This window comes from Paenibacillus sp. J22FR21, from assembly GCF_056269135.1.
The window spans coordinates 23,639-36,881 of the sequence record NZ_JBWDNJ010000010.1 but is presented as its reverse complement, the minus strand read 5'-3'; the positions used below and the strand labels follow the sequence as shown (position 1 = coordinate 36,881).

9 protein-coding genes are annotated in these 13,243 nt (G+C 49.6%); 2 read left to right on the top strand and 7 right to left on the bottom strand.

Features of this window, described 5'->3' with window-relative positions; translation table 11 throughout:
• Nucleotides 1-249: 249 nt before the first annotated feature.
• Complete coding sequence (locus AC0YNS_RS27160; RefSeq protein ID WP_475784065.1) at nucleotides 250-1,299, top strand: LacI family DNA-binding transcriptional regulator; 1,050 nt, start codon at nucleotides 250-252, stop codon at nucleotides 1,297-1,299.
• 80 nt (nucleotides 1,300-1,379) lie between these two features.
• On the opposite strand, the gene AC0YNS_RS27155 is transcribed toward AC0YNS_RS27160, so the two are convergent.
• The gene (locus tag AC0YNS_RS27155) at nucleotides 1,380-1,805 is read right to left on the bottom strand and encodes a hypothetical protein (RefSeq protein ID WP_475784064.1); all 426 of its coding nucleotides are present in this window, start codon (nucleotides 1,803-1,805) and stop codon (nucleotides 1,380-1,382) included.
• Nucleotides 1,806-1,979: 174 nt separating this feature from the next.
• Here AC0YNS_RS27155 and AC0YNS_RS27150 point away from each other — a divergent pair, with 174 nt between their 5' ends.
• Nucleotides 1,980-2,324: a helix-turn-helix domain-containing protein gene (locus AC0YNS_RS27150; RefSeq protein ID WP_475784063.1), complete on the top strand. Its 345-nt coding sequence runs from the start codon at nucleotides 1,980-1,982 to the stop codon at nucleotides 2,322-2,324.
• Here AC0YNS_RS27150 and AC0YNS_RS27145 read toward each other — a convergent pair.
• The 6 genes from AC0YNS_RS27145 to AC0YNS_RS27120 form a co-directional block, all read right to left on the bottom strand.
• Complete coding sequence (locus AC0YNS_RS27145; RefSeq protein WP_475784062.1) at nucleotides 2,293-2,427, bottom strand: hypothetical protein; 135 nt, start codon at nucleotides 2,425-2,427, stop codon at nucleotides 2,293-2,295. The two genes, AC0YNS_RS27150 and AC0YNS_RS27145, sit on opposite strands and share 32 nt — an antisense overlap.
• 186 nt (nucleotides 2,428-2,613) lie before the next feature.
• Nucleotides 2,614-4,692 carry a GxGYxYP domain-containing protein gene (locus tag AC0YNS_RS27140; protein WP_475784061.1) on the bottom strand — a complete coding sequence of 693 codons (2,079 nt, stop codon included), beginning with the start codon at nucleotides 4,690-4,692 and terminating at the stop codon, nucleotides 2,614-2,616.
• 685 nt (nucleotides 4,693-5,377) lie between these two features.
• On the bottom strand, nucleotides 5,378-7,582 hold the full coding sequence (locus tag AC0YNS_RS27135; protein WP_475784060.1) for a hypothetical protein: 2,205 nt from the start codon (nucleotides 7,580-7,582) through the stop codon (nucleotides 5,378-5,380).
• A 68-nt stretch (nucleotides 7,583-7,650) separates the two neighbouring features.
• The gene (locus tag AC0YNS_RS27130; RefSeq protein ID WP_475784059.1) at nucleotides 7,651-10,677 is read right to left on the bottom strand and encodes an alpha-mannosidase; all 3,027 of its coding nucleotides are present in this window, start codon (nucleotides 10,675-10,677) and stop codon (nucleotides 7,651-7,653) included.
• A gap of 83 nt (nucleotides 10,678-10,760) precedes the next feature.
• Nucleotides 10,761-12,194: an extracellular solute-binding protein gene (locus AC0YNS_RS27125; protein ID WP_475784058.1), complete on the bottom strand. Its 1,434-nt coding sequence runs from the start codon at nucleotides 12,192-12,194 to the stop codon at nucleotides 10,761-10,763.
• Between the two features lie 116 nt (nucleotides 12,195-12,310).
• Nucleotides 12,311-13,240, bottom strand: coding sequence for a carbohydrate ABC transporter permease (locus AC0YNS_RS27120; protein WP_090983414.1), 930 nt, complete (start codon nucleotides 13,238-13,240; stop codon nucleotides 12,311-12,313).
• Between the last annotated feature and the right edge of the window lie 3 nt (nucleotides 13,241-13,243).

Below are 13,243 nucleotides of genomic sequence, written 5' to 3'. Positions count from 1 at the left end.
TTTACAATACTGTAAATTTTGTAACATTTAAGTTTACAATTTCAACTTGAATCCTTAACTGTTTAGTGATTCTGATTATAGTCGCTTCATTTTATTACTGTAAATATGCAATTTTCGAATTTATCTATTGTTTAGGCTTTGTTCGTTCATCATTTTGTTTAGTTACAAAAATGATGTTTTGTTTATTGACTAAAATCACGGCTAACTTACAATGAAAAGAGAGATTTCAACATCGAAGGATGGGTTACCGTGAACAGAAAAATGACGACCAGCGATATTTCCCTAGCACTCGGCCTTTCCCGAAACACGGTTTCCAAGGCGCTTAACGGCCATCCCAGCATTACCGTAGAAACGCGAAAGAAAGTGGTGGACCACGCCATTGCAATGGGCTATAAGAAATTGAAGCCCTCCGCAACTAGCGGTACTGCTGCTGAATCCATCGGCAAAGCCCGGAGCATTGCCTATATCACCAAGAGCCAGATTAATCACGGAACAGGCTTCTGGATGAATGTCTTAAGCGGCGTGGAGCAGATGATCAGCCATAACGGATATGAGATGAAGCTCAGCTTTATTAAGAATGAAGATATTGAAGCGCTTGAGCTGCCGGCCCTGCTTGCAAGTGACATTGCCGGTTTTATCGTAGCAGGCAGCTTCGACCAACCTTATACAGAGAAACTGATGGCACTCCCGCATCCGAAGGTGTTCATTAATATCCATCCCGATATACCGCTGTCCGGCTTGCAGGCAGATGTCGTCTTTATGGAGAATGAAGACAGCATCTACCAGATCACGCGGCATCTAATGAATCACGGTCATACTGAAATCGGGTTTATCGGCGAAATTCACTCATGCCGCAGCTTCATGGAGCGTTGGTTCGGCTTCCAGCGCGCTCATTTCGATGCGAATTTGCAGATCCAGCCATCCCTCTGCATTACATCGCAGAACCCGGAGAGTTATCAGAACTATGAAGGGATTGCACGTTCCTTGAGGGAATTGACGAAGCTGCCAACCGCCTTCGTTTGTGCGAATGATAAGATCGCCCTTCATGTCATCAAGTATCTCTATGAAATCGGCAATGCCGTCCCCCGCGATATCGCTGTTACCGGATTCGACCAGATTAGTGAAGCTGAGTTTCTCGGCTTCACCCTTACGACCGTCGCGCTCGACGAGCACCAGCTCGGCCAGCGGGCGACGGAGCAGCTGCTTACCCGCATGAGCAAGCCTAACCGCGCGTTCGAGACGGTGCGCTTAGCGGCCGAAGTCGTCATTGGCGAGAGTTCATCGTCGAGACAGCAGTAAATAACAACGCAGGCTTCTCACCTCCAAGTTCAAGGGAACGTGGGAGAGAAGCCTGCGTTGTGTGTAACCTATAGAAACCGTTAGTTCACCTTAACCAGCAGATGCGAGTATTTCTTAATCTTCGCCTTCGAAATCGGGACACTTATTCCCGCATCCCCCTTGAAATAGGCATCGTTGCCGTACAAACCTACCTCAATTCGGTCCACAAGAGGGACATTGACCAGACAGGATGGATGAAACAAATCATAGCCAAGTGGTGTCAGCACCTGCTTATAGTGTTCCACATTGACTAATTGCAAGTAGATGCCATCCATCGTTACAAACATCGGAATGCCAGCCTTATAGCTGGACTTCCCCCTTAACTGCGGCGTTACCCCCATGTACAACACTTCTGTGGCCAGATTCAAATTTCGACAAATAACCTGGTTGTTGACCGGTTCCATTTTGACACAGTAGACATAAATGGAGTCCGTTCTCTCGTTGCTCTGATTGCTCTGATTGACCACCTATTGTATTCTACCTCCCATAACAATCACATATCGCGACTTTCATAGCTATTAGTATATGTTCACATTACGTGATTGTAAATAACGATAGACACATTTCGAGTCTGATTTTCCTCGACCATAGGTTGTAAGCTATAATAGCAAATAATTGGATGACGTTATGGGGGTGAACGGATGCGTACGTTCGGAGAACGACTTTCTTACTTAAGGCATCGCAAGGAGTTGTCGCAGGAGGAGTTTTCGAAGATGCTGTCGATTGGGAAAAGCACATTAGGGATGTACGAGACGAATAAACGTGAGCCCGGCCATGATATGACATCACATATCGCAGCATTCTTCGAAGTTAGTGTGGATTGGCTAACGACAGGCAAAGAGTTCACCTATACGCCGATGGCATCTACGCAAGAGGAAATCATCATCAAGGACCTCGTGCAGCGCTATAATATTGATCTGACAAGAGAGCGTGCCAGAGCGAAGCTGGAGAAGATCATTCAGCTTGTTTTTGAAGAAACGACTTGATGACCGCATTCTGAATAAACGCAATCAGTTCCTCCGTCGGCACATCTCGCAATTCCGGTATTTCCTTCTTCAATTCTTCGATCATACGCTGAACTTCGTCCATGGACTTCTACTTACCCCTTTGGCAGTTGTTCTTATAGTATTAGTATAAATCGAATTGCAAGATTTGACATATTGATTCAAATTGTTAGATTATTGTTGACATAAACTAGTAAAACATGGTAACGAAAGAGGCTTCCCCTCACGTTCGGTTGAACGTGCGAAGGGAAGCCTCTTGCGCGTGCTTGCGTTACGGCTTGCTAGGCAGTTTGTTCGCTTGACGAATCAGCGAGAAATACTGGTCCGCCAGGACGACGTCATATTCAGGTCCGAGCGAATCGGTAATCGCAACAACGTCTGTAGGTGTCAAGCTCCAAGCCAGAAGACCGATAGAGATGAAGAGCGGCGATTTGCCGTCCCATTTCGCTTTGGCATCGGCGAGAATGTTCTTGCCTTCGCTCACAGCGCTAATGCCTCGGATTGTCGAAACCGGCAATCCATTGCTGATTTGCACTTCGGAAGTATCGCCCCAGCTCAAGAATACTCCTGATGGATTGTACTCCTTAAGGTATGCCGTACTCTTCGCATCACTAAGCGGGATGTTCTGTCCGTCTACACGGTTAAGGATATAAGGAATGTCCATTCCCGTCTGTTTCAGATACTTCTTGCTGTTCTTCAAGAAATCGGCGAACGAGCTGTCCGGCCAAGCGTCCGGGTAGAAGTATCCGGCGCCGGAAGGTCCGGCGATAATTTGATCATTCGCTGTTTGCGAACTCCGGAAGTAGTTCAGCATGACCGGAGCCGCATCATATAACAGCGGGCTGGATGTCCAGTTAATCGGCACTTGACCGCGCTTTGGATCATCCCACAGAATACGCATCCGGTGCTGGTTATACTGAAGGTTGTCCCCTTCACTGAACGTATAGGTGACATAGATTTTGTTCTCTAGCTTCACCGGTGCAGGCGCTTTGGACTTCACATCCTTCGGCTTGGAACCGGAGAACACCGTTAGATTGCTAAACCAGTCTGCGGCCAGAACATAAACGCCATGGTTGGACGTGACTTCAACGCCGTTGAACTCGCCTTCCACATCATTGTTGAACCAACCTAAGTAAGGCGTGCCCGGTTTCACATCAGAGAGGATTTTCTCAAAGAGCTCCTTCTGCGCCGGAACGTTGGAATCGAGCCAGAACACCATCGCTTTATTGGCAACCGCGTAGTCGCGCAGATAACCATACGGCTCCTTCGTCATTGACGTGAACGGCTTCTCATTGCTTGCACTTACTTTGTATTGATTCCACATTTCTGCGGACACAACCAGCTCTTTCGTACCGGCCGGCGGTGTGAATTTGTACGTGAAGTAACGACCGTTATCCGCAAAACGATGACCGCCGCTGCCATCCGAAACCTGCGAGCTCTGCGGATCATAGAGGAACGGCTCTTCCTCAGGCTTACCCGGAAGGAAATGTGCGATGACTTGGCCATCCGCCTTCACGGTAACTTCATGCACCGCTGCCCCCCATCCGTCAGCCGGGAAAGCATCGCCGAACTTCACATACACATCCGGCTTGCTCAGATATTTGCTCAAGTCGAGGTCATATACTTTCCGATTCGCAGCATCCCGCTCTTCCGTCGGCTCCTGTGCAACCGTTTCGAAGCGGTCCGGCTGTTCGACAGGCGCCTTCGCCGTTACGTCAGGGCTGAGGCCGACTATCATCCGGTGTGTCGTTTCTTTCCATAGATTCTCATACTGCCACGTGTAGGCATCCAACCGGTCTTTGAATTTCCCCTGCAGATCCTCAATTACGCTTAGGTTATAAGGAGCAGCTTTCAGCTGTGCCGCAAGCTCCGGGCTTACTGCAACGCCGCCTCTTAGCCCTGCCAACGTTGTCGCAACGTTAATCGAATCCGGGACGGCCGGATCGTAAACGATGATGCCTTTGACTTCGCCTTTATAGCGCTTCAGAATATCCCAGTAGCTGTCGTAGACGCGGTAGTTTACATTCAGATCGTTAAGCCACTTGAATTTACCTTCTTCTTTGTTCTCAAGCAGGTAGATCCGCGGCTCCTGACGATTCACAATACCCTGCAAGGTACTGAACAACAGCTTTATGTCCCCTGGAGCATCGTAAATATCAGCAACATCAAGCTGCTTCGCCTGTTTGAAGCTTGGAAGCATTTGCTCCTTCGGCCAAGAGATGGACTGCGTAGATTGGTTTGCATTCTGCGGCTGTGGAGCATTCTCCTGAGGAGACTCGGCGAACGTGCCTGACGAGAATGTTATCGTGGATACTAATGCAAGACTGATTGCGGTTAGCTTACGGATCATATTTACTTACACCTCTCAGTTATGGGATTGTAACGCTTCTACAGAATCGTTCGTCGGGCTTCGTAAATCAGTCCCAGTCGCTTACACCCGCACCTCCTCAACAGCCGCTGCTCGTAGCCAACCGAAACTTTAACCTCATGTATATATTTAATATATCTTTTATGATAACACAATCGTTTCGACAAAATTTCCCATAAAAATAAACAGCTAGCCCTACATCTGGGACCGCCTCGAATCCATAAACGACATACAAACTGAGAAACTAATAACAAAAAAAGACCGCGATCGCGGTCTTCAGGCTGCCCAAGAAAGTCTCGACAGCCAATGTTAGTCTATACAACATGAATAAAACTGTAACGGTTGTCAGCGTGGCTATTTCGTGAATATATGCCTTTTTGAAACGCTAACGGTTGTGACAGACGTTATTCGCAGCATATTGGTCGATTCCTAGTGGAAAACGTTCAGATAAGCTCGCTGGCAACCGTTAGAAAATAAATAGGGTAAATTCAGGCTAAATAGCCACTGTCACAACCGTTAGAGTTAGAAGCGACAGTAGCATTCGTTCATCGCAGAGGCACAGGACATGCCCCTGCCGGAAGCTGAAAAACCCACGTTCTATCAACGCGGGTTCTCGACAGACCGAAGACCGCGACTGCGGCCTTCGGTCTGTTCCATTCCTAATCAACTACCACAACACTTCCACCTGAACACCATCAGGGCTGTTCGCATAACGGAGCAGCAACGTCATACTCCCCTCATCCCAAACGTAAGCCCTCTGAGACTTGGAACCATCCGCGGCACCTAGAACAACCCGCTTCGGCTCACGCGGGCAGCGGAAGCGCGCAGAAGCCTGAATGCCTTCCGGTCCTCGAGCGACGAACGCAAACCCGCCGTCCCGCTCCTCGATTCCATCGATTCTGGATGCCGCAGCAATAAGCTGCACGCCTTCCCCTACTCTGCTCAGATCATAGAGCAGCGCTTGTTCCCCCGGCTCTACCGTTACCTCATGAAGCACGGGAAGGTCAGCGTTCAGCAAATCCACATATGCCCCGTTCAGCACGAACGACTGCGTATCGACCGACTCTTCCAGCACGGCTGCTATAACATAAGGACCACGGCGCAACGCCATGCGGTTCATCGTTTCCCACTGCGAGCCAGCAGCATCCTGTCCCTGAGCGCCACCCGCTGCCGCAAGCGCTCCCCTGACCGTCAACCGCAGCTGCTCGGCTGCGTCGGCATGAAGCGCGCACTCGGCAGGATGAACATTCAAATAAGCCAGACTTCCTTGGCCAACGGAATAAACACCTGGCTGTAAGGAGGCTTCCAAGCCCAGACATGTAAAGAGATGCTCCATCGGAGAGGCGTATTTCTTTGCCCCCTGATTCCACCATTCACGAACGGTATGGAAGTCGTCGCTGCCATCGCCTATATAGACGAGCGCTCCCCCATCCTTCACCCATTCTGCCAATACATTATGAAGACCGGCCGATTCCGGCTTCATATACTCATAGCTTAGAACCAGCGCTTTGTAGTCATCCAGATAACCCGCGAATCTTCCGGCGTTATCCAGCTGAACAGGCCGTACGGCCGCACCGTGTTTCAATAAAGGCAAGGTCAGCCCATAGAATGGCGACCAATCAAGCAGTTCCATAAACTCGCTGCCAAGCGCCGATGCCACTTCCGTACCGTCATATTTGAATCCGGTCGCCTCTTCGCTCCAATCGGGATGATTGCGCTGGAACATAGCGGAATCCGCCAGCAGCACGCCGATTTGCAGGTTCGAGGTCAACCATTCCGTATCCGGTTGATCCATGTCTGCGAGCGTATTCAGTACAACCTGCAGCTCTGTCGCATAGGTAGCCGGGATGTTTACGCGCCCCCCTTCACCTTGTTTCGGATAGGTGCCATGATAGATCCGTCTAGGCCAAGGGCATACCTCATACCGGCTTACATGCGGATGCAGAAGCGAGGCAACCAAGGTCCGAATATAATTCTGGCGGTAATCCTCCCACGTATGCTTCGGATCATCGGCAATCGGATCATGCAAGAACCACATCCGGCGGTCCGTGCCGCGAACAAGCTCCTGCATAATGCCGTATTCCAGAAAAGCCGTCTCGAAAGTGCGTTCTTTACGAACTCCCTCATAGACATTCGGCGTCTGAGCCGTCCCCGTCCACACCTGCGCAATATAACCGTCAATACCAGGTAGCTCGAGCAGCTTCGACTCCGGGCTGACAATACGCCACTGCGTATAGTTAATCAAACTATGTGTCGGCACATAGAACCGAATATTCCGGTCATACTTGACCTTCGCATATTCCTTCAGCGTGTTGCAAATCCGGTCCAGCGTACGGGCATAGAGATGCACCTTCAGCTTCGAAGCCCGATATTGCGCATCAACCGTCGCATGCGGTGGCTGCCACGGCTCCCGGTAATAAATTTCCCACTCTCGTTTGAAAGCGTCGGAATAGCCGCCTTCCACCCAGAACTCCGGCTCTTCCAAATGGATCGCTTCCACGCCTGCATCAACAGCGACGCGAATTTGCTCGGTTAGGAAATCCGCATAAGCTATCGTCGGCACCATATAGGGGATATCCACGGAAGTCCCGTGAATAATATGCTCGTTTCTGCGATTCTTCTGCGCTTCATCCCAGTGCGTTCTGCCATCCACTTCGCCATTCAAGTAATGCTGATAACCGCCCCAAGATACGCCGGTCATCAGATGCACCACATACCCCTTTTCCTTCCACGTACGAATGCGTTCCTTCAAGTCCCCGCGAATCCCATACACCATGACAAAATCAGTCTGCAAATCATACGACGGATGGTACGGCCCACCCTCCTGAAAACCGGTTAATTCGTTCAAACGATCTCTTGAATTCAAGGACACGGCTGCATGCCTCCTTATTAATGTACAGAGAAAAGGGAAGGTCAGCCCTTCCCTTTCCGGTTTTCCGGCTATGCTTTCAACTTGATGCGGAGCGTCTTAATCTCAAAAGGCTGGAAGGTCAGCTCCGCCGAGCTCGACATTCCCTGCAAAGCAGCTATCGGATTCTCCAGCAGATCAGTCTCCTCGACTGTCTGGCAGGTCAGGCCGAAGTTCACATTTACCAGCGCCCGCGTACCTGAAGCTTCGTACAACCGGATGATAAGATGCTCGCCATCCTCCGCTTTCTTGACAGCCTCGATCATCACATTCGGATTATCGATTTGAATGAGAGAACGCAGCTCGGAACGCCCTGCTGCAGGTGCGGCACCCGCCGACTGCACAACCGTAAGCGGCGTGTTTAGCTCATAACCTTTACGGTACACCTTCGCCTGAACGAAGTCGCCCTGATGCGGATAGATCGCATACACGAACTTGTGCTCAGCACGGTCGCAGGCAGGGTCCGGATAGCCGGGGCTGCGCAGCAAATTCATGTCCAGTACATTTCTCTCCGCACTAAAGCCGTACTTGCTGTCGCTAAGCAGCGCGACACCATAATCAGGCTGTGATAAATCTATATATTGATGTGCGCAAATTTCATCTCTAACGAACTCTACCATTGTATTACGCGTTGTCGGCCGTTTCAGATAGCCGAACTGAATCTCGCAATTGACTTGGTCCGACATTACGGTGACAGGGAAGGAAGTCCGAAGCATTTTCTCCGACTCCTGCCAATCCACTTTCGTTTCGAACTGAATGGTCGTTCCATCCTCAGCCAATACGATACGTTGCTCCAAGAAAGACTCGCCATAGCGATAGGTTTGCACAAGCACTGCATTTGAGCCTTGAATGGAAGCAGAAGAGCTTTCCAGCTGCATCGTACCTGCTACTGTATCTCGGTAATCGCGCGGGAAATCCCATGCATCGCCTTTGTCATGATAGATGGTCAGCACATTCGCTTTCTTGCCGACTTCAATAGATTCTCTGCCCGCGACTTTGTCATAGATCGATAGAATGCTTCCATCCGAAGCAAACGTAACGCGCAGATTACGGTTTTCAAGTGAAGCTTCATCTGCATGCAGCTCATAAGAAGCCTGCCGCTGGTCGTTCCGGTTACTGCGCAGCTCTTCCGAGAGCGCAATAAAGCCCATTGACGGCACTTTGACATCGTATTGAACGCCATTCCGTTCCACTACCTCTTCGCGATCCCATGGCAGCGAATTGACAACGATCGCCTGCCCGCCGGCAATGCCGGACAATCCCGCAACATTCGCATAAGTCTGCTCAATCATCTCTGCCACTCGGGTATGAAGGATTTCATAACGAGCCAGTGATTCATCGAACACACGCGTAATCGAAGAACCTGGCAGGATATCATGGAATTGATATAACAAAACTTCTTTCCATATGGTATCAAGCTCTTCTGTAGGATACGCCTGCCCGCCGAGCACAAGTGCCAGCGATGCAGCAAATTCCAGCTCTCGCAGCGACTTCTCCATTTTGCGGTTATACCATTTGTTTCTCGCTTGCGACGTCAACGTCCCTTGATGCTTCTCCAAATACAGCTCACCGCGGTACGTTTGGAAGCGCGGCCCTTCCTCTGCCAGCTTCTCGAAGAAGGATAGAGAAGATTCCTGAACAACCGGCGGCAATCCGAGCAGATTATGCTCACGCGCCAAACGTTCCAGATGTTCTTCGCCCGGTCCGCCTCCGCCATCACCTATGCCAAACAACATCAAAGCATGCTCGGAAACGTTGCGGTCTAGATAGTTGCTCTCGATCTTCGCAAGCGATCTCGGTGCTCCGGGACTATTATACGTATCCTCAGGCGGCAGATGGGCAAGCACTTTGCTGCCATCAATACCTTCCCAATGAAAGCTATGATGCGGATGCGTATTGTATACGCTCCATGACAGCTTCTGCGTCATCATATAGTCAACGCCGGACTTCTTCAGAATTTGCGGAAGACTCCCGTTGTAGCCGAATACATCCGGAAGCCACAGCACCTTCATCTCCTCGCCAAACTCTTCCTGGAAAAACTTCTTCCCATACAAGATCTGCCTAACCAGCGCTTCGCCGCCGGAAATATTCGTATCCGGCTCCACCCACATGGCGCCTTGTACTTCCCAGCGTCCTTCCTTCACTCTCGCTTTGATCTGGTCGTAGAGGGTCGGATAGTACTCTTTCATCCATTGATACAGCTGCGGCTGACTTGCGCCGAACACATAATCAGGATACTTCTCCATGTTGCGAAGTACGGTCGAGAACGTCCGTGCTCCCTTGCGAATCGTCTCCCGAATCGGCCATAACCATGCCAAATCCATATGTGCATGCCCAATCGCGCTAACCGTCACGGTCGGATCTCCTCCGCGCTTGGCAAGTTGCGTAGCTAGAATCTCCCTAGCGCGAGCAACGGTTTCTTCATTAATGACTTCAAGCACAAGCGCAGCCTCGTATAGGCTCTGAATAACTCGTTCTTTCCTTGCGCCGGCATCAGGCAGTTGCTCCGCCAGTTCCAGCAGCACCTCATAGTCATAATAGAGACGACGGGTTTCGTCGTTGCATATCGCGATATCCGCTTCTTTGAGCGTACCGCTTCGATATTTCCCGAATAAATCATTGCACCCAGCATCTGCCCAGAGTTGAATGGCTTCTCCGGCAGCAGATTCACTGATATCTACCACACGCTTCCCCGGCAATCCAAGGCTGAAATCAAATTCGGAGTTAATGTTGGTGAGTCCTTGATAAGGTGATCCTTCGTTATCAACCAAGCACAGCTCACCATTTACATCAATGAGCAGCACGACTTTCTTCCCCGCAGCGCTCTCCGGCACACTGCCCTCGAAACGGAACCATGCACAATCCCATAAATTTCCCCATTTATCACCCGGCTTCACATCCATGTAGTTTCCGGACGTACGCTCTGCATAAGGGACAGGCTCCTTTGTCACCCACGCTGAAACTGTCAAAGCTGCTATTGGCTCATAGATGGCATTTCGAATTCTCGGCAAGAGCCCTTTTGCCTTTTCCAGTATTATTTTCTTAGTCTCGTAGGGCATTACGGTCCCTCCCCATTCCCTGAACGTTTGTTTTATTAAGAAAGAGGACTGACAAAAACAGTCCTCTGCGTCTTTGTTTCTATTTATTTGGTTACCAGTTCCGCTCTCTTCTGAGCGTCATCCAGAATGGCTTTGATGTCGCCGTCTGTCATAAGCGATTTCACTGCTGCATCACCAAAGATTTGCCAAGCCTTCGAGTTGTCTTTGGAGAAGGTTGGAAGACCTTGAACATTGCCGATCATCGCTTGATAGTGCAGGTACATTTCCGGATGCTTCGTTTTGTAGTCATCCGACTCTGCGATTTCTTTCAGAATTGGCGAGCGCGTGTTGGAATCCGCAATAAGCTGTTGAACATCTTTGCCATACATCGCTCTGATGTAATCAAATGCCGCTTCTTTATTCTTAGCATCTACAGGAACGGAGTGGAATGCAGCTCCGATCGTTACGTTACCCGGTTTGCCGTTTGGCGACAATGGAATCGGCGCCATACCGCACTCTAGGCCAACATTCTTACATTCTTGCGCACGCCATGGGCCATCGATCAAGTAGGCCAGTTGACCTTTATTCCAAGCATCGAAGTATGTACCTTCGTTGTTATTCAACATCAGACCTTTAGGGTGGTTAGCATTCAGTGCTCTTAGCAGCTCGACAACTTCAACGTTAGCATCGGAATTGAAGGTCGGTTGTCCGTTAGCATCGGCAAATGTTCCGCCATTGATTGCAACCAGAGCGCCGTAGCGAAGGTATCCGCCAAAGTTAGGAGCGCCATATACGCCGCCGCCGTAGAATTTGCCTTTACCTGCATCCGTTACTTTCTTCGCGTTGTCTACAAGCTCAGCCCATGTCGTAATTGCTTTCTCAGGATCCAAGCCGGCTTCTTTCACCAGTTTCTTGTTCCAGAACAAGCTGCTTACGCCCGGCTGTGATGCCAAACCATAAATTTTACCGTCGATTTCCATCGGTTTCCACGCTGCAGGAGCAAGCTTCTCACGAATCTCTGCTGCCATATCATCCGGGAACGCTTCAAGCAATCCTTGTTGAGCAAAACCAGGCATTTGCGTTTCGCCTACGATGATGTCCGGAATGTTCTTCGCCAGGAAGCCTGCTGTTTCTTTCTGGATCAGCGGCTCGCCCCAGCCCCAGTCTTCGGTTTTGACGCTAATATTTTTCTCTTTCAATTGCGTGCTGATGAATTTTTGATAATAAAGACCGAATGCTCCGCCTTCGAATTGATTGCCCGGCGTATAGCTTGTATCTGTACCGCCGTCTTTCAGTTCTTTCTCTTTCGTAACTAACAATTCATCCACTAAGCCCACGCCAATGCCGACAGCGCCTTCATTCAATACAGTAAGTGTAACAGGTTCTGCAGCAGCGGGCGTATTCTCCGTTGTTGTATTGTCCGCCTCATTCGTTGCATCTGTTGTCGCTGTGTTGCTTGGTTTCTCATTCTCTGCTGCGGTATTGGTGTTATTCCCGCCGCACGCCGTCAGAGCAACCATTAATAGCGCTGTTCCCATTAAGGTTGTGGTCTTTTATAATTTCACATGAACCCCTCCATTTGTGGATGACTATTTGCTACATCTGAAATATAACATACTAATATAATATATTCAATATGTTATTTAGATTTATTTTAGCCTTTAATCCCCGTGTTGGCCAACCCTTGCACAATGTACTTCTGGAAGAAAAAGAACATCAATAGGGCAGGAATGGTTGCGCCAAGCCCAAGCGTAATAATGAGCGGCCAGTTCGGTATTCCGGCTGGGCCGGCTGCAGCTGACGACAATCTCGTAATCGCGGCAGGAAGCGTCTGCAGGGAGTCTGTTGATGTATAGAAGAACGGTGTTGCAAAGTCATTCCACGTACCAAGCGCTGTCGTAATTGCTATATATGCCATAATCGGCAGCTGGAGCGGTAACAATAGCTGAAATATGATCCGGAGCGTACTCGCACCATCCACTTTTGCCGCTTCATCCAATTCAAACGGAACCTTCTCAATCGACTGTTTGACTAGGAACGCGCCCATAATATTGATGCTCGGCCCGCCGATGAGGTACACCCACCAAGTATCCAGAATGCCCGTACCGCCATTAAAGATATGATTGCCTCCGGCAAACGGAAATCTTGCATACTCCAAATAAGTAGGGATCAATGCAATCGTACCCGGAATCATTTGTGTACCGAGCAAGAACAGGAACAACTGATCTTTCCCCTTAAACTTCAACCGAGCGAATACATACCCCGCCAGGAAGGAGGTCAATAATGCCCAGAATGTGTTGTAAACCGTTCGAATGGAGGAGTTAATAAAATATTTCTGTACCCCCGCTTCCGTAGAACCATAGAACAGGACCAAATAATTTCGCAGCGTCGGCTCCTTCGGAATCGGGAGCAGCCCTAATACGGATGATGTGAATTCAGCTCTGCTGAAGAAGCCCGCCAATACCATAAATACTAAAGGATATAACAATACAAGGCCGACACCGAACAAAACGATATGCGCGAATAAATGAGTTGGCTTTAATTGAACCGCGACTTGTTTACGAAATCCTGCTGTTGCTGCCATGGT

What these genes read in the sequence shown, in the direction of transcription:
- AC0YNS_RS27150 (WP_475784063.1), top strand. Translation starts at nt 1,980, where the DNA reads ATGCGTACGTTCGGAGAACGACTTTCTTACTTAAGGCATCGCAAGGAG.
- AC0YNS_RS27145 (WP_475784062.1), bottom strand. Translation starts at nt 2,427, where the DNA reads ATGGACGAAGTTCAGCGTATGATCGAAGAATTGAAGAAGGAAATACCG.
- AC0YNS_RS27140 (WP_475784061.1), bottom strand. Translation starts at nt 4,692, where the DNA reads ATGATCCGTAAGCTAACCGCAATCAGTCTTGCATTAGTATCCACGATA.
- AC0YNS_RS27130 (WP_475784059.1), bottom strand. Translation starts at nt 10,677, where the DNA reads ATGCCCTACGAGACTAAGAAAATAATACTGGAAAAGGCAAAAGGGCTC.
- AC0YNS_RS27125 (WP_475784058.1), bottom strand. Translation starts at nt 12,194, where the DNA reads ATGGGAACAGCGCTATTAATGGTTGCTCTGACGGCGTGCGGCGGGAAT.
- AC0YNS_RS27120 (WP_090983414.1), bottom strand. Translation starts at nt 13,240, where the DNA reads ATGGCAGCAACAGCAGGATTTCGTAAACAAGTCGCGGTTCAATTAAAG.